This is a genomic window from Micromonospora deserti (assembly GCF_003236335.1).
GTDB lineage: Bacteria > Actinomycetota > Actinomycetes > Mycobacteriales > Micromonosporaceae > Micromonospora > Micromonospora deserti.
Map to the genome: position 1 here is coordinate 1 of NZ_POUB01000059.1, position 25,803 is coordinate 25,803.

The 25,803-nt window shown below is 74.0% G+C and carries 25 protein-coding genes; 4 read left to right on the top strand and 21 right to left on the bottom strand.

Features of this window, described 5'->3' with window-relative positions; genetic code table 11:
- Positions 1 to 87: 87 nt before the first annotated feature.
- From recA to C1I99_RS11445, 7 genes are all read right to left on the bottom strand, one after another.
- Positions 88 to 1,134 (bottom strand): recombinase RecA, encoded by a 1,047-nt coding sequence (gene recA, locus C1I99_RS11420; RefSeq protein ID WP_111134188.1) that lies wholly within the window; start codon positions 1,132 to 1,134, stop codon positions 88 to 90.
- A gap of 185 nt (positions 1,135 to 1,319) precedes the next feature.
- Positions 1,320 to 1,520, bottom strand: coding sequence for a DUF3046 domain-containing protein (locus C1I99_RS11425; RefSeq protein WP_111134189.1), 201 nt, complete (start codon positions 1,518 to 1,520; stop codon positions 1,320 to 1,322).
- 4 nt (positions 1,521 to 1,524) lie between these two features.
- On the bottom strand, positions 1,525 to 2,907 hold the full coding sequence (locus C1I99_RS11430; RefSeq protein ID WP_199562088.1) for an MFS transporter: 1,383 nt from the start codon (positions 2,905 to 2,907) through the stop codon (positions 1,525 to 1,527).
- Positions 2,908 to 2,988: 81 nt separating this feature from the next.
- On the bottom strand, positions 2,989 to 4,128 hold the full coding sequence (locus tag C1I99_RS11435) for an acyl-CoA dehydrogenase family protein (RefSeq protein WP_111134209.1): 1,140 nt from the start codon (positions 4,126 to 4,128) through the stop codon (positions 2,989 to 2,991).
- Between the two features lie 20 nt (positions 4,129 to 4,148).
- The gene (locus C1I99_RS11440) at positions 4,149 to 4,859 is read right to left on the bottom strand and encodes a UdgX family uracil-DNA binding protein (protein ID WP_111134191.1); all 711 of its coding nucleotides are present in this window, start codon (positions 4,857 to 4,859) and stop codon (positions 4,149 to 4,151) included.
- 66 nt (positions 4,860 to 4,925) lie between these two features.
- Positions 4,926 to 5,093, bottom strand: coding sequence for a hypothetical protein (locus C1I99_RS32715; protein WP_158554045.1), 168 nt, complete (start codon positions 5,091 to 5,093; stop codon positions 4,926 to 4,928).
- A 181-nt stretch (positions 5,094 to 5,274) separates the two neighbouring features.
- The gene (locus C1I99_RS11445) at positions 5,275 to 6,615 is read right to left on the bottom strand and encodes an aminotransferase class I/II-fold pyridoxal phosphate-dependent enzyme (protein ID WP_111134192.1); all 1,341 of its coding nucleotides are present in this window, start codon (positions 6,613 to 6,615) and stop codon (positions 5,275 to 5,277) included.
- Between the two features lie 34 nt (positions 6,616 to 6,649).
- Between C1I99_RS11445 and C1I99_RS11450 the strand changes: the two genes are divergently transcribed.
- Entirely contained in the window at positions 6,650 to 7,891 is a 1,242-nt protein-coding gene (locus tag C1I99_RS11450) for a bifunctional pyridoxamine 5'-phosphate oxidase family protein/GNAT family N-acetyltransferase (RefSeq protein WP_111134193.1), read from the top strand.
- A complete protein-coding gene (gene leuE / locus C1I99_RS11455) occupies positions 7,891 to 8,559 on the top strand; it encodes a leucine efflux protein LeuE (RefSeq protein ID WP_111134194.1) in 669 nt (222 codons plus the stop codon). The genes C1I99_RS11450 and leuE overlap by 1 nt, the downstream gene beginning before the upstream one ends.
- Before the next feature lie 49 nt (positions 8,560 to 8,608).
- Here the strand turns inward: leuE and C1I99_RS11460 are convergent, their stop codons facing one another.
- The 12 genes from C1I99_RS11460 to C1I99_RS11515 form a co-directional block, all read right to left on the bottom strand.
- The gene (locus tag C1I99_RS11460) at positions 8,609 to 9,529 is read right to left on the bottom strand and encodes a sporulation protein (RefSeq protein WP_111134195.1); all 921 of its coding nucleotides are present in this window, start codon (positions 9,527 to 9,529) and stop codon (positions 8,609 to 8,611) included.
- 10 nt (positions 9,530 to 9,539) lie between these two features.
- Positions 9,540 to 10,607 (bottom strand): hemolysin family protein, encoded by a 1,068-nt coding sequence (locus C1I99_RS11465; protein WP_111134196.1) that lies wholly within the window; start codon positions 10,605 to 10,607, stop codon positions 9,540 to 9,542.
- Complete coding sequence (locus tag C1I99_RS11470; RefSeq protein ID WP_111134197.1) at positions 10,604 to 11,953, bottom strand: hemolysin family protein; 1,350 nt, start codon at positions 11,951 to 11,953, stop codon at positions 10,604 to 10,606. The genes C1I99_RS11465 and C1I99_RS11470 overlap by 4 nt, the downstream gene beginning before the upstream one ends.
- A 190-nt stretch (positions 11,954 to 12,143) precedes the next feature.
- The gene (locus tag C1I99_RS11475) at positions 12,144 to 13,655 is read right to left on the bottom strand and encodes a M28 family metallopeptidase (RefSeq protein ID WP_111134198.1); all 1,512 of its coding nucleotides are present in this window, start codon (positions 13,653 to 13,655) and stop codon (positions 12,144 to 12,146) included.
- 132 nt (positions 13,656 to 13,787) lie between these two features.
- A complete protein-coding gene (gene mnhG / locus C1I99_RS11480) occupies positions 13,788 to 14,120 on the bottom strand; it encodes a monovalent cation/H(+) antiporter subunit G (RefSeq protein WP_111134199.1) in 333 nt (110 codons plus the stop codon).
- The gene (locus tag C1I99_RS11485) at positions 14,120 to 14,374 is read right to left on the bottom strand and encodes an MrpF/PhaF family protein (protein WP_438941404.1); all 255 of its coding nucleotides are present in this window, start codon (positions 14,372 to 14,374) and stop codon (positions 14,120 to 14,122) included. The genes mnhG and C1I99_RS11485 overlap by 1 nt, the downstream gene beginning before the upstream one ends.
- 7 nt (positions 14,375 to 14,381) lie before the next feature.
- Positions 14,382 to 14,954: a Na+/H+ antiporter subunit E gene (locus C1I99_RS11490; RefSeq protein ID WP_199562089.1), complete on the bottom strand. Its 573-nt coding sequence runs from the start codon at positions 14,952 to 14,954 to the stop codon at positions 14,382 to 14,384.
- Positions 14,955 to 14,986: 32 nt separating this feature from the next.
- Complete coding sequence (locus C1I99_RS11495; RefSeq protein WP_111134202.1) at positions 14,987 to 16,492, bottom strand: Na+/H+ antiporter subunit D; 1,506 nt, start codon at positions 16,490 to 16,492, stop codon at positions 14,987 to 14,989.
- Positions 16,493 to 16,511: 19 nt separating this feature from the next.
- Entirely contained in the window at positions 16,512 to 16,997 is a 486-nt protein-coding gene (locus C1I99_RS11500) for a Na(+)/H(+) antiporter subunit C (RefSeq protein WP_111134203.1), read from the bottom strand.
- Positions 16,994 to 19,831 (bottom strand): Na+/H+ antiporter subunit A, encoded by a 2,838-nt coding sequence (locus C1I99_RS11505; protein ID WP_111134204.1) that lies wholly within the window; start codon positions 19,829 to 19,831, stop codon positions 16,994 to 16,996. The genes C1I99_RS11500 and C1I99_RS11505 overlap by 4 nt, the downstream gene beginning before the upstream one ends.
- A complete protein-coding gene (locus C1I99_RS11510; RefSeq protein ID WP_111134205.1) occupies positions 19,816 to 20,790 on the bottom strand; it encodes an ArsR/SmtB family transcription factor in 975 nt (324 codons plus the stop codon). The genes C1I99_RS11505 and C1I99_RS11510 overlap by 16 nt, the downstream gene beginning before the upstream one ends.
- 282 nt (positions 20,791 to 21,072) lie before the next feature.
- The gene (locus C1I99_RS11515) at positions 21,073 to 22,107 is read right to left on the bottom strand and encodes a hypothetical protein (RefSeq protein ID WP_111134206.1); all 1,035 of its coding nucleotides are present in this window, start codon (positions 22,105 to 22,107) and stop codon (positions 21,073 to 21,075) included.
- A 33-nt stretch (positions 22,108 to 22,140) separates the two neighbouring features.
- Between C1I99_RS11515 and C1I99_RS11520 the strand changes: the two genes are divergently transcribed.
- Positions 22,141 to 22,737 (top strand): NUDIX hydrolase, encoded by a 597-nt coding sequence (locus C1I99_RS11520; RefSeq protein ID WP_111134211.1) that lies wholly within the window; start codon positions 22,141 to 22,143, stop codon positions 22,735 to 22,737.
- Here the strand turns inward: C1I99_RS11520 and C1I99_RS11525 are convergent.
- Positions 22,706 to 23,797: a mannose-1-phosphate guanylyltransferase gene (locus C1I99_RS11525; protein ID WP_111134210.1), complete on the bottom strand. Its 1,092-nt coding sequence runs from the start codon at positions 23,795 to 23,797 to the stop codon at positions 22,706 to 22,708. The genes C1I99_RS11520 and C1I99_RS11525 overlap by 32 nt on opposite strands.
- A 61-nt stretch (positions 23,798 to 23,858) precedes the next feature.
- Positions 23,859 to 25,004, bottom strand: a complete 1,146-nt coding sequence (locus C1I99_RS11530) for a glycosyltransferase family 4 protein (protein WP_111134207.1) — start codon at positions 25,002 to 25,004, stop codon at positions 23,859 to 23,861.
- A 152-nt stretch (positions 25,005 to 25,156) separates the two neighbouring features.
- On the opposite strand from C1I99_RS11530, the gene C1I99_RS11535 reads away from it, so the two are divergent.
- Positions 25,157 to 25,803 (top strand): TIGR03089 family protein (locus C1I99_RS11535; RefSeq protein ID WP_111134208.1); only part of this gene is annotated, 647 nt, incomplete at its 3' end.

The window sequence follows — 25,803 nt, forward strand, 5'->3', positions numbered from 1 at the left end:
GGGCGGGTTGCTGGCGTCACCCGTGCGGGGCGGGCTGGCGTCCCAGCCCCGCCCCGTACGGGCACCTCGTCCTGCCACGGCTCAGGATCAGAAGTCGACCGGCGGCAGCTCCGGGCCACCGGCGGCGTCGCCGGCGCCGATCCCGACGCCGAGCTTCTCGAGGATCTTCTTTTCGATCTCGGCGGCTACGTCCGGGTTCTCCCGGAGGAACTCGCGGGCCTTCTCCTTGCCCTGGCCCAGCTGGTCACCGTCGTAGGTGTACCAGGCGCCGGACTTGCGGATGATCGCCTGCTCGACGCCGACGTCGATCAGCGAGCCCTCGCGGGAGATGCCCTTGCCGTACATGATGTCGAACTCGGCCTGCTTGAACGGTGCGGCGACCTTGTTCTTCACGACCTTGACCCGGGTGCGGTTACCGACCACGTCGGTGCCGTCCTTGAGGCTCTCGATGCGACGCACGTCGAGCCGGACCGAGGCGTAGAACTTCAGGGCCCGACCACCGGTGGTGGTCTCGGGACTTCCGAACATCACGCCGATCTTCTCGCGGAGCTGGTTGATGAAGATCGCGGTGGTGCCGGTGTTGTTCAGCACACCGGTGATCTTACGCAGCGCCTGGCTCATCAGCCGGGCCTGCAGACCCACGTGACTGTCGCCCATCTCGCCCTCGATCTCGGCCCGCGGCACCAGCGCGGCCACCGAGTCGATCACGATGATGTCGAGCGCACCGGAGCGGACCAGCATGTCCGCGATCTCCAGCGCCTGCTCGCCGGTGTCCGGCTGGGAGACCAGCAGGGCATCGGTGTCGACGCCGAGGGCCTTCGCGTACTCCGGGTCGAGCGCGTGCTCGGCGTCGATGAAGCCGGCGATGCCACCCGCCCGCTGGGCGTTGGCCACCGCGTGCAGCGCCACCGTGGTCTTACCGCTGGACTCCGGACCGTAGATCTCGACGACCCGGCCGCGGGGCAGGCCGCCCACGCCGAGCGCCACGTCGAGCGCGATGGACCCGGTCGGGATCACCGCGGTCTGGATGACCGGCCGCTCCCCCAGCCGCATCACCGAACCCTTGCCGAATTGCTTGTCGATCTGAGCGAGAGCAAGGTCGAGTGCCTTCTCCCGGTCAGGCCCTGCCGCCATCGTTGCCACCCCTGCCTTCGCCGGCGTCTTTCCTGAGCTTCGCGTCACGCGGACACGCTAGGCGCTGGGTCCGACAGAAAACCAGCCGAGGAGGCCGTGAGCTGTGGACGAGCACCCCGCTGTGGACAATAGCCGAACAGATGTACGACTCGGCAAGCGACACGCGGAGGCAGCGAAACAGCTGCTCAACGTAGTCGCGCGGGCACCCGTTCGGGGTAGGCGGCGACGACGGCCCGCCACACCACGTGCGTCTCCACACCCGACGCGAGGGCCTGCTCGATGGTCCGCCCACCGAGCTGGGACAGCACCTGGTCGCGGGCGATGCTGGCCGCGTACGCGGGCCCGAACGCCTCCTCCAGCCGCGCCCAGAAGTCGGTCAGCCGCACGTGATCAGTCCTCCTCGTCCGGTGCACCCGCCGGCACCGCCCGCAACGCTAGCGCCACCAGCGGCACCACCGCGATCGCCGCGAGCAGGGTGAGCACCGGATAGCCGGCGGCCCGCATGACAAACCCGCTGACCGCGGCGGCCCCGGCGCCGGCCAGCCCCATGACCAGGTCGGAGAACCCCTGCACGCTCGGGCGGACGGCCGCCGGCACCGAATCCGACAGCAGTGTGGAGCCGGCCACCATGGTGCCGGACCAGCCCAGCCCGAGCAGGACCAGGCCGATCGAGAGCCGGGGCGTGTGGTGCCCGGCCGTGCCGGCGACCGCGCACGCGGCGAGCAGCAGCCCGACGCCGGTGAGGATGACCGCCCGCCGGCCGAGCCGGTCGGTGAGCCAGCCCACCAGCGGGGACAGCGCGTACATGCCGGCGATGTGCAGGCTCAGCACGATGCCCACCACCCGCAGCACGTCGGCGTCACCGTGCGACTCGCCGAGCCGCACCGGGGTCATCGACATCACCGCCACCATCACCACGTGGCCCACCGCCACCGCCGCGATGCCGAGCCGGGCGGCCGGGCGACCGCGTACCACCTGCCAGGCGGCCCGCATCCCGGCGCCGCGCCGGGCGGTCCGGGCCGACGGAGTGACGGCCCCGGCCAGCGGGGTGACGGCCCCGGCCGGCGGGGTGACGGCCCCGGCCGGCGGGGTGACGGCCGGCGCGGGGATGGCGACCGGGCCGTCGGCCGCCGCCAGCCGGCGCGCGGTGAGCAGCGGGTCGGGCCGCAGCAGCGCCAGAAGTACGCCGGCGGCGAGCACGAACGCGGCGGCGCTGAACGCGAACGGGCCGGCCAGCGGCGGTAGGCCCCAGCCGCTGGTGGTGTGGTCGGCGAGCGCGGCGAAGTTCGGAGCGGCCACCGCGCCGATGGTGGTGGCCCAGACGATCAGCGAGAGCTGGCGGCCCCGGCGGGCCGGCTCGGCGAGGTCCACCGCGGCGTAGCGGGCCTGGAGGTTGGCCGCCGTGCCGCCACCGAAGAAGAGCATGCCGAGGAAGAGCAGCGGCACGAAGCGGGTGACCGTGGCGAGCACCACCAGCACGGCGCCGACCGCGCCGGCCAGGTAGGCGACGGCGAGCCCCGGCCGGCGTCCGTGCCCGTTCATGATCCGGGTGATCGGGACCGCCAGCAACGCCCCGCCGACCACCGCGGCGCTCTGCGCCAGGCCGGCCACCGCGGTGCCGGCGACCCGGGCGGCGAGCAGCGCACCCACCGCGATGCCGATGGTGACGCCGATCCCGCCGATGATCTGGGTGCCGAAGAGCAGCCGCAGGGTCCGCCGCTGGATCGGCGCGACGTCGGGGGCGGCGACCGGCGCGGTCAGATCCGTGGTCATCGGCGGCTCCTGGGTGCGGTAAGGAGTGCGGGCGCTGCCCATCCTTGCGCAGCCGCCCCGCGTGGCGGCACCCGGTTCCGGCTACAGGCCGAGTCCGCGGCCGATGATCTCCTTCATGATCTCGGTGGTGCCGCCGTAGATGGTCTGCACCCGGCCGTCCAGCCACGCCCTGGCCACCGGGTACTCGAGCATGTAGCCGTAGCCGCCGTGCAGCTGCACGCAGCGGTCGGCGACCCTGTTCTGCAGCTCGGTGGTCCACCACTTCGCCTTGGCGGCGTCGGTCACCGAGAGCCGGCCGGCGTTGAACTCGGCGACGCAGTGGTTGACGAAGGTGCGCGCGATGGTCACCTCGGTGTCCAGCTCGGCCAGGACGAACCGGTTGTGCTGGAAGGAGCCGATCGGGCGGCCGAAGGCCTGCCGGGACCGGGCGTAGTCGACGGTGAGGGCGAGCAGCTTCTCGGCGGCGGCCACCGCGGCGACCGCGATGCCCAACCGCTCCCGGGGCAGGTTGGCCATCAGGTGGTAGAAGCCGTGGTTCTCGGTGCCGATCAGGTTCTCCGCCGGCACCCGGCAGTCGTCGAAGAAGAGCTCGGCGGTGTCGTTGGCCTTCAGCCCGACCTTGGCCAGCCGGCGGCCGCGGGTGAATCCCGGCGTGCCGGTCTCCACCGCGATCAGGCTCACCCCGTGCGCGCCCTGGTCGGCGGTCCGGGCGACCACCACGACCAGGTCGGCCATCTCACCGTTGGTGATGAACGTCTTCTGGCCGTTGAGCACCCAGCCGTCGCCGTCGCGGACGGCGCTGGTGCGCACCCCGGCCAGGTCGGAGCCGGCGCCGGGCTCGCTCATCGCGATCGCGGTCACCAGGTCGCCGGAGCAGAAGCCGGGCAGCCAGCGCTTGCGCTGGTCGTCCGTGGTCAGCTCGGTGAGGTACGGGGCCACCACGTCGTTGTGCAGGCCGAAGCCGAGACCGGAGCAGCCGGCGGCGACGATCTCCTCGACCAGTACCGCGTTGAACCGGAAGTCCCGCTGCCCGCCGCCGCCGTACTCCGGGTCGACGTCCACGCCGAGCAGCCCGGCCGCCCCGGCCTTGCGCCACACCGCGCGGTCGACGATCCCGTCAGCCTCCCAGCGCTCGTGGTGCGGCACCGCCTCGCGGGCCAGGAACTCGCGGCACAGGTCACGGAACTCGTCGTGGTCCCGCTCGTAGAGGTGCTGCTCCATGGCGGCCAGTGTGGCACCGCTCACCGTCGGCGGGCCAGGGCGCGGGCGGCGACGGTGAGGTCACCGACCAGTCCCTCGTACGCCTTGTCCTGGTCGTCGGCGCGGAGCACCGCGGACGGGTGGATGGTGGCCAGCAGCCGGGCGGGCGGGGCGTCGGCGACGGTGCCCTCGGAGTCCACCGGCACCCGCTGGAAGTCCTCCGGGTGCTGGGCGGACGCCGGCCAGGGCAGCAGCTCCCCGCGCTGCCGGGTAACCCGGAAGGTGGGGCCGAGCAGCGCCTTCGCCGCGGTGGCGCCGAGCACCACCACGATCTCCGGGCGCAGCTGGGCGAACTCGGCGACCAACCAGGGCCGGCAGGCGGTGATGTGTACCCGGTCCGGGGTCTGGTGGATGCGCCGCTTGCCGCGCAACTCGAACCGGAAGTGCTTCACGGCGTTGGTCAGGTAGATGTGCCCCGGGTCGAGCCCGGCGTCGTCGACCGCCCGGCGCAACAGCCGGCCGGCGGGGCCGACGAACGGCAGGCCCTTCTGGTCCTCCATGTCGCCGGGCTGCTCGCCGACGAAGACCACCCGGGCACGGGCGTCGCCCCGGCCGAAGACGGTCTGCGAGGCGTCCCGGTAGAGCTCGCAGCCGCGGCAGCCGGCCGCGGCCACGCGCAGCTCGTCCAGGGTGTCGGCCTGCGGCGGGATGAACTGCTGCGCGCCCGGTGCGGTTTCGGTCTGTTCGGCCATGCCGACTGTTATATACCCGTTCGGGGCAGCTCGCCGGGCACGGCGTCCGCGCCGGGCCGCCGCCGCTCAATACCCGCCGCCGCCGTCACCGCCCCCGTTCATCAGCGCGATCAGCACGATCACGAGCACGATCACCGCCACCGCGACGGCGATCCAGACGCCTCTTCTCGACCCCGACCTGGCCATTGGCCGCTCACCTCCGGCGCCGCGCTTACCCGCCTGGGCGCCGCTCACGCCGGTTCCGCCGGACCCTCACCCCGAACGCCGGTCACCCCGGTTCCGCCGGACACCGGTCACCCCGATTCCGGCGCGGCGCCGGACGGCGGTCATACCGCGTCCGTTGGCGGCGCCCGCTGAACCGACCGGGCCCGGCTCGCCGCCGCCTAGGACGGGGGTCCGGCGGACGGGCGGCGGATCAGGCGGTGAAGCCCGGGGGCGGGATGGGGCGGACGGCGCGGGCCAGGGCATCGGCCAGCGGCCCGACGTCGGCGTCGGCGAGCGGGCTGACCGTGATCCGCAGGCCGGGCGGGCCGGCGATCCGGTAGAGCGAGCCGGGCGCGACCGACCAGCCGGCGTCACGTAGGGCGGTCAGCGCGCTGGTCTCGTCGGCGACGGGCAGCCAGACGTTGATGCCGCTGCGACCGTGAGCGGGGAGGCCGCGCCCGGCGAGCGCGTCCACCAGCGCGGTACGCCGATGCTCGTAGCTGCCGGCCGCCCGGTCCACCAGTTCGGCCACGGCCGGCTCGCGCCACAGCGCGAGCACCAGCCGTTGCAGCACGGTGGACACCCATCCGGCGCCGACCCGGGCCCGGCCGGCCACCCGGGCCACCGTGGTCTCGTCACCGACCAGCACGGCCAGCCGCAGGTCGGGCCCGAAGGGCTTGCTCACCGAGCGGACGAAGGCCCACGTCGGGGTCGCCCCGGCGAGCGGGTGCAGCGGTACGCGGGCCAGCTCGGCGGCGTGGTCGTCCTCGATCAGCAGCAGGTCGGACCGGCCGGCGAGCAGGGTGCGCAGCCCGGCCGCCCGGTCGGCGGTGACCGCCGCGCCGGTGGGGTTCTGCGCCCGGCTGGTCACGATCAGCGCCCGGGCCCCGGCGGCGAGGGCGGCGGCGACGCCGGCGACCAGCGGCCCGTCGTCGTCAACCAGTACGCCGATCGGCCGCAGCCCGAGCGCGGCGACCAGGTCGAGCAGGTTGGCCCAGCCCGGATCCTCCACGGCCACCGCGTCGCCCGGTCGCAGGTGGGCGCCGAGCAGGCGTTCGATGCCGTCCAGCGCGCCCCCGGTGAGGGTCAGCTCGCCGGCCGGCACCCCGTCGGCGGTCAGCCGGTCGCGGGCCGCTTCGGCCAGCTCGGGCAGCACCCCGGCGGCGGAGTAGCCGACCGGCGGGCCGGCGTCCGCGGCGAGCGCGGCCAGGTACGGGCCGAGCGGCGGCAGCAGCTGCGGGTCCGGCTCGCCCCGGGACAGGTCCCGCAGCCCGGGGGCGGCGGACGGGCGCAGCGCGGAGCGGCGGGCCGCCACCGGTGGCCGGGGGCGGACCCGCGTGCCGTGCCGGCCGGCGGTGACGATCAGCCCGCGTTGGCGCAGCTCCTGGTAGGCCCGGGCGACGGTGGCCGGGCTGACCCCGAGCTGGGCGGCGAGCGGCCGGACCGCCGGCAGGGGCGCGCCGGGCGGCAGGGCGGCGGCGCGGATTCCCGATTCGATGCTGGCCGAAATCTCGACGGCCGTCGTACCGGCGAACTGATAACGTGCTGACACAAATCAAGGATTGTACTAGAACAAAGGAGGGATCATGTACGCACCGACCGGACGGACCACCGCCACCCGCACCCGGGACCGGATGAGCTACGACCGCGCCGCGGTGCACGCGGTGCTGGACGAGGCGTACCACTGCGCACTCGGGTTCACCGTGGCCGGGGAGCCGCGGGTGCTGCCCACCCTGCACGTCCGCGTCGGCGACACCCTCTACCTGCACGGCTCCACCGGCAGCCGGCCGCTGCTCGCCGCCCGGCGCGACGGGCTGCCGGTCTGCGTCGCGGTCACCCTCCTCGACGCCCTGGTCTACGCCCGCTCGCAGTTCCACCACAGCGCCAACTACCGCTCGGTGGTCGCCCACGGCACCGCCCACCTGGTCACCGACGAACGGGAGAAGGCCGAGGTGCTGACCGCCCTGGTGGAGAAGGTTGGCACCGGCCGCAGCGCCGACAGCCGCCCGCCGAACCGGCGCGAACTGGCCGAGACCGCCGTGCTGGCCCTGCCGCTGCGCGAGGTCTCACTCCGCGCCCGCACCGGCGCCGTCCGCGAGGAGGAGGCCGACCTCGACCTGCCGCACTGGGCGGGGGTGGTGCCGCTGCGCCTCACCGTCGGGCCGCCCCAGCCGGACGCGGGGGTGCGCGTGCCGGTCCCGGCGTACCTGCGCCCCGACCGGTCGCCCTGGCACGAACCGGCGGTGCTGCGCGGCGGGCACGTGCTGCTGGAACCGCTGGACCTGGCACACGCCGACGAGCTGTACGCGGCCACCGCCGAGGAGGAGGTGTGGCGGTACCTGACCCGGCCGCTGCCGGCCGACAGCGCGGCCATGCGCAACGTGGTCGAGGGCGCACTCGCCGAGCGGCACCGCGGCGAGCGGGTGCCCTGGGTACAGCGCTGCGCGGTGACCGGCGCGGTGGTCGGCACCACCTCGTACTACGAGGTGGACCCGGAGCGGCGCTCGGTGGCGATCGGGCACACCTTCCTCGGCCGGCCCTGGTGGCGGACCGCGATCAACACCGAGGCGAAGCTGCTGCTGCTCAACCGGGCCTTCGAGGAGCTGGGCGCGGTCCGCGTGGTGTGGCACACCGACATCCGCAACGAGCGCTCGCAGCGGGCCATCGAGCGGCTCGGCGCGACCCGGGAGGGGGTGCTGCGGATGCACCGGCGGCGCCCCGACGGCTCGTGGCGGGACACCGTGCAGTACGCGATGACCGTCGACGAGTGGCCAAAGGCACAGGTCGGGCTGCGGGAAAGGCTTCGCCGGACGGCACCGGCGGCGTGATGATGGCGGGCGTGCTGGGTATCACCGACATCTGGACGTACGTGCTGGGCACCGTGGCGATCATCCTGCTGCCCGGGCCCAACTCGCTCTTCGTGCTCTCCACCGCCGCCCGGCGGGGCGTCGCGGCCGGCTACCGCGCGGCCGGTGGGGTCTTCGTCGGCGACGGCGTGCTGATGCTCCTCTCCGCCGCCGGAGTGGCCTCACTGTTGAAGGCGTACCCCCCGCTCTTCATGCTGATCAAGTACGCCGGCGCCGCGTACCTGGGTTATGTGGGGCTGACCATGCTGCGCGGCGCCTGGCGGCGCTGGCGCGACCGCAACGACCCGGCCGCGCCGCGGCTGATCGACGCCGCGGAGCCGGCGGCCATGCGCAGCCCGTTCCGCAAGGCACTGGTGATCAGCCTGCTCAACCCCAAGGCGATCCTCTTCTTCATCTCGTTCTTCATCCAGTTCGTCGACCCGGGGTATGCCTGGCCAGTGCTGTCGTTCCTGGCGCTCGGGCTGATCGCCCAGCTGACCAGCGCGCTCTACCTCACCGCGTTGATCTTCGCGGGCACGTTCCTGGCCGCGCAGTTCCGGCAACGCCGCCGCCTCGCCGCCGGCGCCACCACCGGCGTCGGCGCACTCTTCCTCGGCTTCAGCGTCAAGCTCGCCACCGCCAGCGGCTGACCCGCCGCTCGCCGAGCCCGCGTCCCCGGGTCCCGGCCGGCGGTGATGGTCAGGTGCCGTCCCCGCCACCGCCGATGCCGGCACTCCCGGCCGTGCCGCCGAGGCCGAAGCCGGGGTGGATCGGCTCGTCCGGTGGCCGGCTGACGTGCGCCGACTCGGTGATGGTCGCCGACCAGTCCGCGTGCGCCGCGGCGGCGGCGTGCCGGTTGATCGCCGCACGCAGCCAGGCGTCCACCGTGGCGATCCAGTCCCGCTGGTCGGCGCCGGTGTGCCAGACGCGGAACCGGCTGATGCTCTGGTGGGTGATCCCGGCCAGGGACAGCCGCCGGTCCAGCCAGAGGATCACCTCCAGCCCGGCGGAGTTGGCCACAAAGATCAACTCCAGCTCGGTGATCGGGCCGGCGTACAGCGGCGCCACCCAGTAGCCGAACCGCTGGTGCAGCGGCAGGCCCTGCTCCACCCCCGGCAGCCGGCCGTCGACCAGGCCGGCCTGTCGCAGTCTGAACCCCAGTTCGTCGAGCGCGGCCAGGATGTGCGCCTGGGTGGGCAGCGGGTGCACGAAGACCGGCACCATCGCCCCCTGGTCGAGCAGCGGGTCGACGGCCACCTCGGTCCGCAGCCCCATCCGCAGGTTGAGCAGCGGCACCCCGCCGAAGATGGTCACCGGGGTCTCCCAGGGCAGCGGGAACTCGAACGGGATCGACCGGGCCCGCCCGGCCCGCAGCACGAAACCGCCGGCCGCCGGGGCCTGGTGGAACTGCACTAGCCGGCGGGGTGACTCCGGGTCGTCCGGCTCGACCGTGGTGACCAGGCCGAGCCGGACGTGCCCCACCGGCACGTCCACCGCGCCGGCGGTGACCGTCACCCGCCCGGGCAGGCGCAGCCCCGGACGGGTGCTGGGGTTGGCCAGCGAGGTGTGCACCGTCAGGCCCGTCCAGCCCGACTCCGGCGACACCCCCGTCAACCGCACCTCGTCACTCCTACCTCAGGCGGCGGGCCGCCCGCGGGATCGGATCCGTCTCGTCGTCGAACTCGCCGATGACCTCCTCCAGCAGGTCCTCCAGCGCCACGAACCCGATCGGCCGGGCCGGGCCGCCGCCGTTGCGGACCAGCGCCAGTTGCGTCTGCCGGGCCCGCATCGCGGCCACCGCGTCGGTCACCGAGGCGGTGGCCGGCAGCGTGAAGGCGGTGGTCATCAGCTCCCCGGCGGTGGCCGCCGGCCGGGTGGCCACCGCCCGTACGGCCTCCCGGACGTGGACCAGGCCGCAGACGTTCCCGGCCGGATCCAGCACGGCCAGCCGGGAGCGGCCACTGTCCCGGCTGACCTGCTCGATCCGGCTGGCGTCGTCGTCGCGGCGGACCGTCACCATCCGGTCGAACGGCTCCATCACCTGGGCCACCGTGGTGCCCTGCAACTCCAGCATGCTGGTCAGCATCTCGTGCTGCTCCGCGCCGAGCAGACCGTGCTCGCGGGACTGCTCCAGCAGCATGCGCAGCTCGTCCGGGCCGTGCACCTGGGCGAGTTGGTCCTGCGGGTTGACCTTGAGTAGCCGGAGGATGGCGTTGGCCAGTGCGTTCAGCACCGACAGCACCGGCCGGGCGACCCGGGCGAAGCCGCGGAACGGCAACGCCAGCAGCGTCGCCGAGCGCTCCGCGTCGGTGATGGCCCAGGACTTGGGCGCCATCTCGCCCACCACCAGGTGCAGGAAGGTGACCAGGCTGAGCGCGAAGACCAGCGCGACGGCGTGGCTCGCCGCGTCGGGCAGGCCGACCGCGTGCAGCAACGGGCTGAGCAGGTGTTCGATCGCCGGTTCGGCGAGCGCACCCAGGCCCAGCGTGCACAGGGTGATACCGAGCTGGGCGCCGGCCAGCATCAGCGACAGCTCCCGGACGCCGTCCAGCGCGGCCCGGGCCGCCCGGCCACCACCGGCGGCCACCTGCTCCAACCGGTAGCGCTTGCTGGCCACCAGGGCGAACTCGGCGGCCACGAAGAAGCCGTTCAACGCCAGCAGGATCGCCGACGTGAAGAGGGCGATCCCGGGGCTCACGCGGTCACCTCGCCGGGTAGGGCGATCCGCAGCCGGACCGAGTCGGCGACGTGCCGGTCGACGGCGAGCACCTCCAGCAGGGCCCGCGGCTCGACCGCGCCGTCCTCACCGTCGGCGGGCAGGCTGATCTCCAGCCGGTCACCGACCTCGGGCACCCGCCCCAGCTCCCGCATGACCAGGCCGGAGAGGGTGTCGTACTCGGGGGCCTCGGGCAGCGCGATGCCGGTGCTGTCGGCGACCTCGTCGATCCGCCAGCGGGCCGGCACCACCCAGGAGCCGTCGTCCTGCCGGGCGGGAGCCCGCTCCGGCGGGTCGCCCTCGTCGCGGATCGGGCCGACCAGCTCCTCGGCGATGTCCTCCAGCGTGATCACGCCGGCGAAGCCGCCGTACTCGTCGACCACGCAGGCGAGCTGCCGGTGCCCGGAGCGCAGCCGGTCCAGCACCGTCGGCAGCGGCAGCGTCTCGGGCACCAGCAGCGGCGGTACGGCCACCACGCTGACCGGGGTGGTGGCGCGCTGCTCCGGCGGCACCCCGAGCACGTCGGCGATGCCGACCACGCCGATCAGGTCGTCGACCCCCTCGGCACCGCGCACCGGAAAGCGGGAGTGGCCGGTGTCCAGCAGCTCGACCACCCGGCTGACCGGTTCGTGCGCCCGTACGGTGTGCACGTCGACCCGGGGCACCATGGCCTCCCCGGCGGTCAGCTCGCGGAAGTCGAGCCCTCGGTCGAGCAGGGTGGACATCTCCGGGGTGAGGCGACCCTCCTGCCGGGACTCGGCGATGATCTGTTCCAGGTCCTCCGGGGTGGCGCCGCTGGGCAGCTCCTCAATCGGCTCGATGCCGACCCGACGCAGCAGGCGCACGGCGGCCCGGTCGAAGAGCCTGATCACCGGGCCGGCGACCTTCAGGTAGATCAGGGTGGAGCGGGCCAGCGCCCGGGCGAGCGGCTCGGCGCGGGCGATGGCAAGGTTCTTCGGCGCCAGCTCACCGAGGACCATCTGCACCACGGTGGCGATGACCAGGGCCAGCGCGACCGACAGCGGCAGGCTGAGCGCGGTGGAGACGCCGGCCAGGCCGAGTAGGTCGGCCAGCCCGGCGCCGAGGAACGGCTCGGCGACGTAACCGACTAGCAGCGCGGTCACGGTGATGCCGAGTTGGGCGCCGGAGAGCATGAACGACAGCCGCCCGGTCACCTCCAGGGCCCGGGCGGCGGACCGGTCGCCGTCATCGGCGAGCTGCTTGAGCTTGCCTCGGTCCACGGCGACGTAACCGAACTCCTGGGCCACGAAGTAACCGGTGGCGGCGGTGAGCACGATGATGAGGAGCAGACCGACGACTATCAACACGGGTCGCTCAGGGCTCCCGGGTCGTCGGGGTCAGGGGAAGCCGGGCACGCCCCGGCCGGCTACTGCTGCCCTCCTGGGCAGAAGAGTCGATCATGCCCGCCATTTTATCCGCGCTCGCCGCACGCCCGCTGACGGTGTCCGGAAGGGCCCCCGGATCGCCCGACGTACCGGCCGGGGGCCCGCTGACCGATCAGCTCTGGGTGATCTTCACGTCGTCGACCGCGGCCTCGACCAGGCTCGCCGTACCGGCGTCCGCGGCATCGACGAGGATCCGGACGGTCTGTCCCCGCAGGGCCGAGATGTCCGCCTGGGCCCCCTGCCAGGCCGCGGCCCGGTTGGTCGCCGCCCCGGTGACGGTCAGCACCGTGACGGTGCTGGCGCCGACCACCCGTACCCGCAGGTAGTCGGCGCTGCCGGCGTTGGTCAGGTGGGCCAGGTACCAGGAGAGGGAGAGGGTCAGCGTGCCGGTCGACGGCAGCGTGATCGCCGGCGACTGAATGCTGCTCACCCCGCCGTCGAGGTCGTACGCCCCGGCGCTGCCGCCCGCCAGGGCCCCGGTGACCAGGTCGTAGCTGCCGCTGACCGTCGTGCCGAGCTGCGTGGTCACGCCCGAACTGCTGGTGGCCGCCGGGTCGCCGCGCTCCCACCGACCCAGGGTGGCGGTGTCGGTGCCGGCCGGGTTCGCGATCCACCCGGTCGCGGTCTCGAAGGTGTCGCTGAAGACCGTGCTGCCTGGTGGCGTGGTCGCCCCGGCCAGCGCCCAGACGGTGTACGCGACGGCGTCGGCGTTGCGGTCCAGCGCGGTGTCGTCGATGTTGGCGCTGGTGTCGCAGGAGCGGTGGTAGCACGGGTCGAACGCCCGGCCGGCGGTGCCGCCCCAGAGCGCGGCCTGGGCGCTGGACTTGATGCCCTCGGCGCCGGTGAAGGTGCCGCCGGCTGCGATGCCGATGCTGATGAACGGCCCGTAGTCGCTGCGGCCGTCGAAGTCGGTGCCCCGGGTGGGCACCCCGATCGAGGCGAAGTACGCCTGGATGGTCTGCTCGATCTGTGCCGAGCCGGCCGGGCCGGGGCCGGCGCCCACGCCGTCGGAGTTGTCCCCGTCGTAGACGAAGTAGCCGGCGTTGGGCGAGCCGACCATGTCGAAGTTCAGGTACTGCTTGATCTTCATACGCTCGCTCGCGGGGAGGTTGTTCACGTAGTGCCGGGAGCCGCGCAGCCCCAGCTCCTCCGCGCCCCACCAGGCGAAACGCAGGTGCCTCGCGGGGGCGAACCCGCTGCGGGCCACCGCGAGCGCCACCTCCAGGACGGCCGCCGAGCCGGAGCCGTTGTCGTTGATGCCGGGGCCGGCGGAGACGCTGTCCAGGTGGGCGCCGGTCATCACCACCGCGTCCGGGTCACCGCCCGGCCAGTCGGCGATCAGGTTGTAGCCGGTGGCGCCGTTGTAGGTGAACGACTGCACCGCGGTGGTGAACCCGACCGCGTCGAGCTGGCCCTTCACGTAGTTGACCGAGGCGAGGTAGCCGGGCCGGCCGTGCGCCCGGTTCCCGCCGTTGGCGGTGGCGATCGACTGGAACTGCGCCAGGTGGGCCTTGACGCCCGTCAGCGGGATGTCCGGCGCCGACGCCGGTGCCGGGGCGGGAACCACCAAAGCGGTGGGTCCGGTCCCGCCGGGTGGGCGGCGACCGGGCGGACGGCCATCGATCGATGACTGTCATTGCGAAGGGTGTCGCGGGCGCCGGTGCGCGGCAATACCCGAGACGCAGAATCGCCGCATTCCCCGAATTGGGACGCGGGCCGCGACCGCCGGGCGACGTCGCGGCCGGGCCGGTCTGGGTCAGCGTTCGGCCAGCTCGTCGACGTCGAGCAGGTCCGGGTCCACCCGTCCGGTGCGGTAGGCCGCGCGACCGATCATCTGGGCGGCCACCGGCGCGGTGGCCAGCTGGAAGACCCCGACCAGGGCGACCATGCCGAGGTCGGCCGGGGTGCGCAGGCGCAGCGCCACGCCGACCAGCAGGAGCAGCACCCCGAGCACCTGCGGCTTGGTGCCGGCGTGCATCCGGGCCAGCACGTCGGGGAAGCGCAGCACCCCGATCCCGGCCGCCAGGCTCAGCAGCGCGCCCCCCACCAGGCAGGCCGCGCCGAGCCAGTCGGCGATCGCGCCGAGCATCAGGACTCCCGCACGACGAAGCGGACCAGCGACACCGCGCCGACGAAGCCCAGCACGGAGAGCACCAGCAGCACCGGCAGCGTGGTGGCGTGCCGGTTCACCGCGGCCTCCGCCCCCACCGCGCCGATCATGGTGGCGAGCAGCATGTCGGCGGCGACCACCCGGTCGAGCAGGGACGGGCCCCGGTAGAGCCGGATCAGCGCGAGCAGCGCGGTCACCGAGAACAGCCCGGTGAGGACGACGGCGAGGAACATGGTCACGTCAGGGTCCTTTCTCGACAGTATCGGTCTGCACCCGGCGCAGCTCCGCCGCGGAGCCGATTGCCCGGACGATCCGCCGCTCGACGGCGAGGACCCGCTCCCGGCTGGCGGCCAGGTCGCCGGGGCCCCGGACGTCGAGCACGTGCACGTAGAGCACACCGGCTTCCCGGTCCACCTCGATGATCAGCGTGCCGGGCACCAGCGAGAGCACCTCGGCGGTGAGCGCCAGGTTGAGGTCACTGCGCACCCGCAGCCGCACCCCGATGATCGCGTCCCGGGGCCGGTAGCCCGGCCGCACCGCGATCGAGGCGACGTGCGCACTGGCGGTGACCAGCTCCCCGGCGAAATGAAGCGCGAAGACCAGCAGCGCCCAGGGCCGCAGCCGGCCGACGAAGGTGACCGGCGGCAGCGGGAAGAACACCAGCACCGCCGCCGCCACCAGCAGCCCGCCCACCAGGTTGCCCCAGGAGAACTCACCCCAGAGCAGGTTCCAGACCAGCACCAGCCAGCCGAACGCGATCAGCTGGTCCCGCCAGCGGCCGGCCCGGCTGCGGGCTCCCGGGTCCGGGTTCACGGCCTGCGCACCGGCCGCCCGCCGGTCCCGGTTCACGGGGTGCCGCCTGGCAGCACGGCACGGACGTACGGGGTGCGCTGGCGCAGGTCGGCCGCCGCGTCGGCGGTGACCTCGAACAGCGGCCCGGCGACCACGGTCAGCACCAGGCCGAGGGCGACCAGGGCGACAGTGGCGCCGACCATCAGTGCGGGCAGCCGGACGGCCGGCTCGGCGGTGGCCAGCCGGGGCACCCGCCAGAAGGCGATGGTCCACACCCGCGAGGCCACGTAGAGGGTGAGCAGGCTGGTCAGCGCGCCGGCTGCGACCAGCGCCCCGGGCAGCGGCCCGCCGGCCGCCACCCCGGCCTGGAGCAGGCCGACCTTGCCCAGGAAGCCGGAGAACGGCGGCACCCCGGCGAGGTTCATCGCCGACACGAAGAAGAGCACCGCGAGCAGCGGCGTCACCCTCGCCAGCCCGCCGATGCGGCGCAGGTCGGTGCTGCCGGCCCGCACCTCGACCAGGCCGGCCACCAGGAAGAGCGTGGTCTGGATGGTGATGTGGTGCACCACGTAGAAGATCGCACCGGAGAGGCCGGCCGCGGTGCTCAGCCCCACCCCGAAGATCATGTAGCCGATGTGGCTGACCAGCGTGAACGAGAACAGCCGCTTCATGTCGGACTGGGCCACCGCGCCGAGGATGCCGACCACCATGGTCGCCCCGGCCACCATCAGCAGCAGCCCGGACACCTGCCCGTCGGGGAAGAGCAGCGTCTCGGTCCGGATGATCGCGTAGACACCCACTTTGGTGAGCAGGCCGGCGAAGACCGCGGTGACCGGCGCCGGGGCGGTCGGGTAGCTGTCCGGCAGCCAGGCCGACAGCGGGAAGACCGCCGCCTTGATCCCGAAGGCGAGCAGCAGCATCAGCTCCAGGCCCAGCCGTACGCCGTCGGGCAGCTCGTCCAGCCGCTGGGCGAGCTGCGCCATGTTGAGCGTGCCGGTGGCCGCGTACACCAGGCCCACCGCGGCCAGGAAGATCATCGACGTCAGGACGTTGACCATCACGTACGTGGAACCGGTGCGGATCCGGGCCTCGGTGCCGCCCAGCGTGATCAGCACGAAGCTCGCGGACAGCAGGATCTCGAAGCCGACGAAGAGGTTGAACAGGTCCCCGGCGAGGAAGGCGTTGGTCACGCCGGCGGTCAGCACCAGGTAGGTCGGGTGGAAGATGGTCACCGGCGGGGTCTCGCCGGCCTCCCCCTGCCCCTGGCCGATGGAGTACAGCAGCACGCAGAGGGTCACCGCCGAGGAGACCACCAGCATCAGCGCGGCGAGCTGGTCCGCGATCAGCACGATCCCCACCGGTGCCGGCCAGCCGCCCACCTGCACCACCACCGGCCCGTGCCGGTAGGCGTGCACCAGCAGCGCCACCGCCACCGCCAGGGTGACGCCGAGGCAGGTCACGCTGATGGTGCGTTGCAGTCGCGAACGCCGGGCCAGGATCAGGGCCAGCGCGGCGCCCAGCAGCGGCACCACCACGGGCAGCGGCAGCAGCCGGCTCACCGGGCGGTCCCGTACCCGCTCATCCCGGACCGTCCCCGGGCCGGGTTGGGCGCCGCCGCGCCGGCCCCGGGTCGACCTGCTCCGGGTCGATGTCCGGGCCCTCGCCGCCGCGGTCGGCGGCGACCACCTCGTTGCGCTCGGCCTGTCGCACGACCTGCCGGTCCTCGATGTCGTCCGGCACCTCGTCGTCGCCGGTCAGATACCAGCTGCGGTAGCTGACCGCCAGCACGAACGCGGTCAGCCCGAAGGTGATCACGATCGCGGTGAGCACCATGGCCTGCGGCAGCGCGTCGCTCCACGTGCCGGCCGGCGCGGTGCCGACCACCGGCGCGGTGCCGGACCGGCCGCCGAGCAGGATGAGCAGGTTGACGCCGTTGCCGAGCAGGATGACGCCGAGCAGGACCCGGGTCAGGTTGCGCTCCAGCACCAGGGTCACCCCGCAGCCGACGAGCACCCCGACGCCGACGACCAGCACCAGGGTCGGCCCCGCCCCGGCCTGCCTCATGTTCGGTCCCCCTCCCGGTCGGCGACCAGCCCGCCGTCCGTGCCGCCGGCCGCCTCGACGTGCCGGTCCACCTCGGCGCCGAGGCTGCGCAGGATGTCCAGCACCAGCCCGACCACGACCAGGTAGACGCCGACGTCGAAGAAGAGGGACGTGACCAGGTAGAACTCGCCGATCACCGGCAGCCACAGGTCGATCCGGGCGCTCTGCAGCACCGACCCGCCGGCCGCCAGCGCGATCACGCCGCCGCCGACCGAGACGGCGAGGCCCGCACCGAGCACCGTGCCCGCACCGATCGGGGCTGCCTCGGCCAACTCGTACCGGCCGCCGGCCAGGTAGCGCACCGCCAGCGCCAGGCTCGCCACCAGGCCGCCGGCGAAGCCGCCACCCGGCGCGTTGTGCCCGGAGAAGAGCAGGAACAGGGAGAGGACCACCACGGTGTGGAAGAGCAGCCGGGTGACCACCTCCAGCACGATCGAACGCCGCCGCTCGTGCAGCGTGATCCCGCCGCGCAGCCAGACCGGCCGCCCCGGCCGGTGCGGCCGGCCGGCCGGTTCCGGTCGGCGCGGCCGCGGTTCGGTACGGGACCGCTGGAAGATCAGGCTGGCCACCCCGGTCGCCGCCACCACCAGCACCGCGAGCTCCCCCATCGTGTCCCAGGCCCGGATGTCGACCAGGGTCACGTTGACCACGTTGCGCCCGTGCCCCTGCGTCACCGCCAGCTGCGGCAAGGCGTCGGCGATGGTGGGTGCCCGCCGGGCGCTCGCGGCGGTCAGCGCCAGCCCGGCCGTCACCACCCCCACCGTCACGCCGATCGCCCGGCGGGCCCAGCGGCTACGGGGCAGCGGACGGGTCGAGAAGTGTTGCGGGAGCCGGCGCAGCACCAGCACGAAGACGGCGATGGTGGCCGTCTCGACGAGGAACTGGGTCAGCGCCAGGTCCGGCGCGCCGTAGAGCACGAAGAGCATGGCCGCGCCGTACCCGGTCACCCCGACCAGGAGCATCGCGGTGAGCCGCCGGCGGGCGCCGACCGCGAGCACCGCCGCGACCGTGACCACGGTCACCACCACCGGCTGCAACGGGGTGTCCCAGAGGGCGATCCGTCTCTCCCAGGGGCGGCTGAGCAGCAACGCCCCGCCGGGCAGCACCGCCAGCGCGACCAGGATGGTGCCGAGGTACTGCGGCAGCGAGCCCCGCTGGGTGGCGCCGGTGATCTCGACGGCGAGCCGGTCGAAGCGGCGGGTCACCCACTCGTACCCCTGGTTGGCGCCGACCGGCGCGCGCAGCCGGGCCAGCGCCGGGGCGAGCGGGCCGCGCAGCGCGTGCAGCGCGGCGCCGGCGGCCACGGTCAGCGCGGAGAGGCCGAGCGCGGGGGTGAGGCCGTGCCAGAGCGCCAGGTCCTTGCCGACCACGCCGAAGAGCTCGGCGTACGGGCGGAGCAGGCCGTCCAGGGCACCGGCGGCCGGGCCGGCGGCCAGCCCGACACCGGCCAGCACGGCGGGCGGGGCGAGCATCGACACGGCGACCGGTCCGACGGTGGTCGGCGGCACGGCCGGTCGGGTGGCGAACGCGCCCCAGACGAACCGGGCACTGTAGGCGACGGTCAGCGCGGTGCCGGCCACCAGCGCGGCGAGCACCACCGGCCGGTCGGTGAACGCGGCCAGCACCGCCTCCTTGGCGACGAAACCCACCAGCGGGGGCAGCCCGGCCATCGACGCCGCGGCGAGCACCGCGACAGCGGCCAGCAGCGGTGCGCGTCGTCCCAGCCCGGACAGTTGCCGCAGGTCCCGGGTGCCGGCGCCGTGGTCGACGATCCCGACGACGAGGAAGAGCGCGGCCTTGAACAGGGCGTGCGCGAGCAGCATCGCGACACCGGCCAGGGCGGCGTCCGGGGTGCCCGCTCCGACCACCACCACCAGCAGGCCGAGCTGGCTGACCGTGCCGTACGCCAGCAGCAGCTTCAGGTCGGTCTGCCGCAGCGCCGCCCAGCCACCGAGCAGCATGGTGGCCGTGCCGGCGATCACCGCCACCGGGCGCCACGGGCCGACGGTGGCCAGCACCGGGCCGAGCAGCCCGATCAGGTAGACGCCGGCCTTCACCATCGCCGCCGCGTGCAGGTACGCGCTGACCGGAGTGGGCGCCGCCATGGCCACCGGCAGCCAGGAACTGAACGGCAGCACCGCCGACTTGGACAGGGCTCCGACCAGGATCAGCACCACCGCCGTGACCAGGTACGCCCCGCCGGGCAGCGGGCCGGCGGCGAGCGCCGACCAGCGGTAGCTGCCGGCGTGCTCGCCGAGCATGATGAACCCGACCAGCATGGCGAGCCCACCGAACGTGGTGACGGTCAGCGCCTGGGCGGCCGCCCAGCGGCTGGAACGCCGCTCGGTGCTGTGCCCGATCAGCAGGAACGAGAAGATCGTGGTGAGTTCCCAGCAGACGTAGAGCAGCAGCAGGTCGTCGGCGAAGACCAGACCGAGCATCGCCCCGGCGAAGGCCACCAGCACCCCGGCGTACCGGGCCAACCCGAGCGAACCGGGGCCGAAGTACCTGGCGCTGTAGACCAGCACCAGCGCGCCGACGCCGCCGACCAGTAGCGTCATCAGCCAGGACAGGGTGGTCAGCCGCAGCGCCAGGTCGAACCCGAGCTGCCGGATCCACGGGTACGTCTCGGCCACCGCCCCGCCGTCGTGCACGGCGGGGGTACGTGCCAGCGCCCAGCCGAACGCGGCGGCCGGCGCGGACGCCAGGGCGTAGCAGGCGCGCGGACCCCACCGCCGGACCAGCAGCGGCGCGACGACGGCCGCCGCGAGGTGGAGGATCAGCAGTACGAGCACCCGCGCTCCAGGTCGCGGTGGCTGACCAGCAGGCCGGCGTTGCGGAGCACGGTGGCGTGCTGGCTGGCGGCGGCCGGTGAGATGTGCAGCCGGCGGGCCACCTCACCGGTGGTGCAGCCGTCATCGCTGACTGCCAGCACCGCGGCCCGGGTGCGGCCGAGCAGCGCGGCGAGGGCGTCTCGTCCGGCGCCGGGCGCCGCCGGGCCGGCGCCCTCGCCGGGCGCGGCGACCAGGCCGCCCAGCCGGTCCACCGGGTAGACCAGGACCGGGGGCAGCGCCGGGTCGAGCAGGGCGACCGGGGTACGCGCGCAGAAGAACGACGGCACGAGCAGCAGCCCGCGCCCGTCCAGGTGCAGCTCCCGGCTGTCCGGATAGTCGCGGACCTCAAGCACGCCCGACTCCCAGCGCATCGCCGGTCGCAGGCTGTTCAGCAGCCCTTCCACCCCGCCGTCGAGCAGGGCTCGGGCGCGTCGGTTGCGGTCGGCGTCCACGGCGGCCTGGATCCGCGGCCAGTACGGGCTGATCGCCAGGGACCGGTACTGCTCCATCGCGTCGGTCAGGTGGCGCAGCGCCTCCGGCTCCCCCCGGGCCAGCGCCGACGCGGAGGAGGGCAGGGGGTTGCCGCTGGCGAGCACCGAGAGGTCGCGCTGGAGCAGCGGGGCGGGTGTGCCGCGGACTGCCTCCAGCCCGGCCTCGAAGCCGGCCACGCTCTCGTACGGGGTGAGGAAGTCGGGGAAGTAGCCGCGGGGCGGGTTCAACGCGAAGAGGAGCCGGAGCTGGTCGGAGCCGGTGTCCCGGCTGAGCCGGCGGGCCACGCTGCGGCGCCAGGTCGACATCAGCGGGTCGCGGCTCCTGCCCTGCAACAGGTGCAGGCTCAGGACCAGTTCCCACACCGGGTCGGCGGCGGGTGCTACCCGGGTCCGGAGGATGTCCTCGCCGGAAAAGTAGATCTTCAGCATGGAGCGCTCCCTGCCGCGGGCCGGGGTTGCCGGGCGGCCGTTCGAACTCTACCTGGGCGGCAGTAATCTCCACCTTTAAGCGTGAGCTGAAAAACCTCGACGCTTCCAGGGTGGGTTGGGCATGCTTCCTCTGCCCGAGACGGGGCCCGAGCGTCACCCACGCGCTCGGCGCCCAGGCACCGGGGCCGGGGAGGACCGGCGACCGGACGGCACCACGAGGGTCTGCGGCCCTTGCTCCGCAGAGGTGCCGTCCGGTCGTTCCCGCCGGCGGCGGTGCCCCGCTCAGCCGACCCAGAGCGCAACCCGGTGATCCTCGTCCGTGACGTAGTAGCACCGACCGTCCAGCTCGGCCAACCCTTCCACGTGGTGGAACGGGGTCAGGTCGGCCACCACCTCACCGGGGACCAGGTGCCCGTCGGCGGGCAGCCGGAACCGGACGTGCCGCGAGGTGACATCGCCGCCCGCAGGATGGTCGTCGAGCAGCACCGACCCCTTGCCCAGCGCGTCGATCGAGCCGACGACCGCCGCGTACCCGCCGTCGGGGGTGGGTGCGATCGCCCGGAGACCGGCCAGCGCGCCCGGCGGGGTCACCCCCGTCAGGGCGTACGCGCCGAGCGCCACCGGCCAGCGCCGCTCGCGACCGAACATGCCCGCCACCCCGGCCAGCTCGACCAGGATCGGCTCGCCGTCGGTGGTCACCGGGAACCGCAGCCCGAGCAGGACGGTGCCGGCGGGGGTGAAGGCGGCGGCCTCGACGTTCAGCGGAAGGTCCTCGGGGACCAGCCGGCTCACCCAGCTCTTCGCCCGGGCGGTGCCCCGGGCCACGGTCTCCCCGATGAAGCGGGCGCGCACCCGGTCACCGGGCGGCAACGGGGTGAACGCCGCCTTGAGCAGCGCGTCGTTCACCGCCCGGTGCAGCCGGAACCGGTTGCGCACCACCTGCACCGGCAGTGGGCCGCCGGCCGCGTCGTCCTCCCGGAACCGGGCCACGAAGGCGCGGCGTGGGCGCAGCGGGCCGCCTTTGGACCCGAAGTGGGACCCGAACACGTACACCCAGCCGTCGTGGTGGGCGAGCGCCTCGCCGTCCTCGGTGCGGCCGTTCTCCGCCCCGGCGTCGGCGGTCACGTGGTGGGCGGTCCACCGGCCGTCGGTCAGCTCCAGCAACAGGGCGAGGCAGTGCTCCACCGGCCCCTCGTCCAGCACCGTCCAGAAGCCGCGCCGGGCGCCGTGGGCGCGCAGCAACGCCGCCGAGCGGACCGGCAGCAGGTCGCTGGCCTCGTTGCCGCCCACCACGAATTCGAGCAGTCGCAGGGTCACCCGGCCAGGGTACGGAGCGCCCGCTCGTACAGTATCCGGGTGCCTGCCGACGACAACCTGACCGCGTACGCCGACCTGCACGCTGACACGGTCGCGGTGCTGACCGAATGGGCGGCGACCAGCCCGGCCGCCGCCGCGGCCCGGGACCGCACTCTGGACCTGCTGGCGGCCGGGCCGGTGGCGATGAGCCGGGGGCACCGTCCCGGGCACGTCACGGCGAGTGCGCTGGTGCTCGACGCCACCGGCGCCCGGGTGCTGCTCTGCCTGCACGGCAAGTTCCGGCAGTGGGTGCAGCTCGGCGGGCACTGCGAGCCGGGCGACCGGACGCTGGCCGGCGCCGCTCTGCGGGAGGCGACCGAAGAGTCTGGCATCACCGGGCTGCGCATCGACCCGGTCCCGATCGACGTGGACATCCACCCGGTGAGCTGCCAGGGCGGTTCGCTGCACCACGACGTGCGCTTCGCCGTGCTCGCCGCGCCCGGCGCGGTGGAACGGGTCAGCGACGAATCCGCGGCGCTGGGCTGGTTCCCGCCGCACCGGCTGCCGGAGCCGCTGGCCGGCGGGACCGTTCAGCTGGTCGCACCGGCCCTGGCCGCGCTCAGACGAGCCCCTCTTCGCCCCGTTCCTTGAGCTCGTCGACGATCTTCTTGACGTCCTGCGCCCGGTCGCGGGGGCAGACCAGCAGCGCGTCGGGGGTGTCGACCACGATCATGTCGTGCACCCCGACGGTGGCCACCAGCCGGCCGGAGTGCGGCACCACCACCAGGCCGCTGCTGTCCCGCAGCAGCACGCCGGGCTTGGCGTCGCCACCCAGCACGACGTTCCCGTCGGGGCCGGCGGGGAGCACCTCACCCAGGGTGTGGAAGTCACCGACGTCGTTCCAGCCGAAGTCGCCGGGTACGGTCGCCACCCGCCCGGCGGTCGCCGCCCCCTCCATCACCGCGTAGTCCACAGAGATCTTCGGCAGCGACGGCCAGACGGTGCCGAGCACGTCGTCCTGCTCCTCGGTGCCCCACGCGGCGGCGATCGCGGTGATCCCGGCGTGCAGCGCGGGCTGCTGCCGGGCCAGCTCGGCGAGGAAGACCTCCACCCGCCAGACGAACATGCTGGCGTTCCAGAGGTGGCGCCCCGAGCGCAGGTACGCCTCGGCCACCTCGGCGCTCGGCTTCTCCGTGAATTCGGCGACCGGGCGCAGCGGGCCGCCGCCAACCGGGTCGCCGGTCTGCAGGTAGCCGTACCCCGTCTCCGCGCGGGTCGGGGTGATGCCGACGGTCATCAGCAGCCCCTGCTCGGCGCCGCGTACCGCCTCCCGGACCGTCTCCCGCCACCGCTGCGGGTCGCCGATCAGGTGGTCGGCGGCGAAGGAGCCCATCACCGCCTCCGGGTCGCGCTGCGCGATCACCGCCGCGGCCAGCGCGATCGCCGCGCAGGAGTCCCGCGGTGAGGGTTCGACCAGGATGTTCTCCTCCGGCAGCCCGGCCAGCTGCCGCGCCACCGCCGTGACATGCGCGGCCCCGGTGACCACCAGGATCCGCTCGGGGCCGGTCAGCGGGCCCAACCGCTCCACCGTCGCCTGTAGCAGCGAGGCGGCGGAGCCGGTGAGCGGATGGAGGAACTTGGGGTGGCCGGCACGGGACAGTGGCCACAACCTCGTGCCACTGCCACCCGCCGGGATGACGGCGTAAATCACCCGCACATCATGCCCGACCCGTCCGGGCGGACACGCCCACTCACCCGGACGGACCCCGCGATCAGGACCGGGCCCGCGACCACGCGGCGATGTGCACCTCGGCGCTGGACTCCCAGGTGAACTCCTTGGCCCGGTCGAACCCGGCCTTGGCCAGGGACAGCCGGCGTTGCTCGTCGTCGAGCAGGGCGACCAGGTCGGCGGCGATCTGGTCCGGCGCCTCGCTGGTGTACGCGACCGCGTCGCCACCCACCTCGGGCAGCGAGAGCCGGGGCGTGGTGAGCACCGGGGCGGCGCACGCCATCGCCTCCAGGATCGGCAGCCCGAAGCCCTCCCCGTAGGACGGGTAGGCGGCGATCAGCGCCCCGCCGAGGAAGCCGGGCAGGTCGGCGTAGCGCAGGTAGCCGGGGCGCAGCAGCCGCAGGTGTGTCGGGACCTCGGCCACCGCGCGGTCGATGTCGTCGTCGTGCCCCTGGCCGCCAGCGACCACCAGGGCCGGCGGGTTCTCCCGGTCGGCCACCGCCCGGGCCCAGCCGCGGATCAGGTTGGGAACGTTCTTGCGCGGCTCCTTGGCCCCGAGGAAAGCGATGTAACTGCTGCCGCCGAGCCCGAGCCGGGCCCGGACCCGGGCCTTCTCCTCCTCGCTGGGGGCGTGGAAGGCGGCGTGGTCCACCCCGTGGTAGGCGACGTCGATCCGGGTGGGATCGGCGTCCAGCAACCGGATCAGCTCGTCCCGCGTGGCCTTGCTCGGCACGATCACCCGGTCGGCGCGGCGCAGCGAGGTCTTGATCGCGCTGCGGAAGAACGTCCGCCGGGACTTGTCGTAGTGCTCCGGCTCGGTGAAGAAGGTGGCGTCGTGCACGGTCACGGTGACCGGGCAGCCGGCGCGCAGTGGGCAGGTGTAGAACGGCGAGTGCAGCACCTGCGCGCCGACCTGCTGGGCGAGCAGCGGCAGGCCGGTCTGCTCCCAGGCGAGCCGGGCGGGGCGGTGCGCGACGGCGGCCGGGGCGGGGATGATCTCCGCGCCGGGGAGCATCCGGGTGTAGCGCTCGAGGTCGGTGCGGAGGCTGACCACGGCCAGCTCCACCCCCGACCCGCACACCTTGCCGAGGGCGCCGAGCAGGCCGTCGACGTATCGACCGACGCCGCCACGGTCGGCGGGGACACTCGTGGCGTCGATGAGTACGCGGGGCGGGCGACCGGCGGTCACGGGGCGACTCCTTGAACTGGCGGGTCTGTGGGGAACAACACTCCGGGGCAAGCCTACGCCGGGGCCCCGGGCGGACGCTGACTGCGACCCGACGGTACGCCGACTTGTCATCGACATCGAGTACGGGCGGCGGAGGCGTATCGTTCGCGCCGATGGCCGACAACATTGCCCGGGTCCTCACCGACGCGATCGCGACCGATCCGACCCGACCGCTGCTGACCTGGTACGACGACGCCACCGGCGAGCGGACCGAACTCTCCGGCGCGACGCTGGCGAACTGGGTGGCCAAGACGGCCAACCTGCTGGTCGACGAGGTGGTCGTCGGCCCCGGTGACGCCGCCGGGGTGCTCCTGCCGCCGCACTGGCAGACTGCGGCGGTGCTGCTCGGCTGCTGGTCGGCCGGGCTGACCGTGACCCGGGAGCCGGGGCGGGTCAACGTGCTGTTCGCCGCCGCCGACCGGGCCGCCGAGGCGGACGCCTGGCCGGCCGACGAGCGGTACGTGCTGGCGCTGCACCCGTTCGCCCTGCCGCTGCGGGAGGTGCCGCCGGGCTTCGCCGACTACGTGGTCGAGGTCCGCGCCCACGGCGACCACTTCACCGCGTACCCCCCGGGCGGGCCGGTCGACGCGGAGCTGGTGGCCCGCGCGGCCGCCCGCGCGACGGAGCTGGGCCTCACCGCCGACGACCGGGTGCTGGTCGACACGGCGGCGCACCCCGACCCGGTGGACTGGCTGCTCGCCCCGCTCATCGCGAGGGCCACCCTCGTCCTCTGCGCCAACCTCGACCCCACCCTCCTCCC

Excerpts from the sequence above, each read along its gene's own strand:
- recA (WP_111134188.1), bottom strand. The coding sequence starts at position 1,134 with ATGGCGGCAGGGCCTGACCGGGAGAAGGCACTCGACCTTGCTCTCGCT.
- C1I99_RS11430 (WP_199562088.1), bottom strand. The coding sequence starts at position 2,907 with ATGACCACGGATCTGACCGCGCCGGTCGCCGCCCCCGACGTCGCGCCG.
- C1I99_RS11435 (WP_111134209.1), bottom strand. The coding sequence starts at position 4,128 with ATGGAGCAGCACCTCTACGAGCGGGACCACGACGAGTTCCGTGACCTG.
- C1I99_RS11440 (WP_111134191.1), bottom strand. The coding sequence starts at position 4,859 with ATGGCCGAACAGACCGAAACCGCACCGGGCGCGCAGCAGTTCATCCCG.
- C1I99_RS11450 (WP_111134193.1), top strand. The coding sequence starts at position 6,650 with ATGTACGCACCGACCGGACGGACCACCGCCACCCGCACCCGGGACCGG.
- leuE (WP_111134194.1), top strand. The coding sequence starts at position 7,891 with ATGATGGCGGGCGTGCTGGGTATCACCGACATCTGGACGTACGTGCTG.
- mnhG (WP_111134199.1), bottom strand. The coding sequence starts at position 14,120 with ATGCTCGGCGCGATCGCCGACTGGCTCGGCGCGGCCTGCCTGGTGGGG.
- C1I99_RS11485 (WP_438941404.1), bottom strand. The coding sequence starts at position 14,374 with ATGTTCCTCGCCGTCGTCCTCACCGGGCTGTTCTCGGTGACCGCGCTG.
- C1I99_RS11500 (WP_111134203.1), bottom strand. The coding sequence starts at position 16,997 with ATGAGGCAGGCCGGGGCGGGGCCGACCCTGGTGCTGGTCGTCGGCGTC.
- C1I99_RS11510 (WP_111134205.1), bottom strand. The coding sequence starts at position 20,790 with ATGCTGAAGATCTACTTTTCCGGCGAGGACATCCTCCGGACCCGGGTA.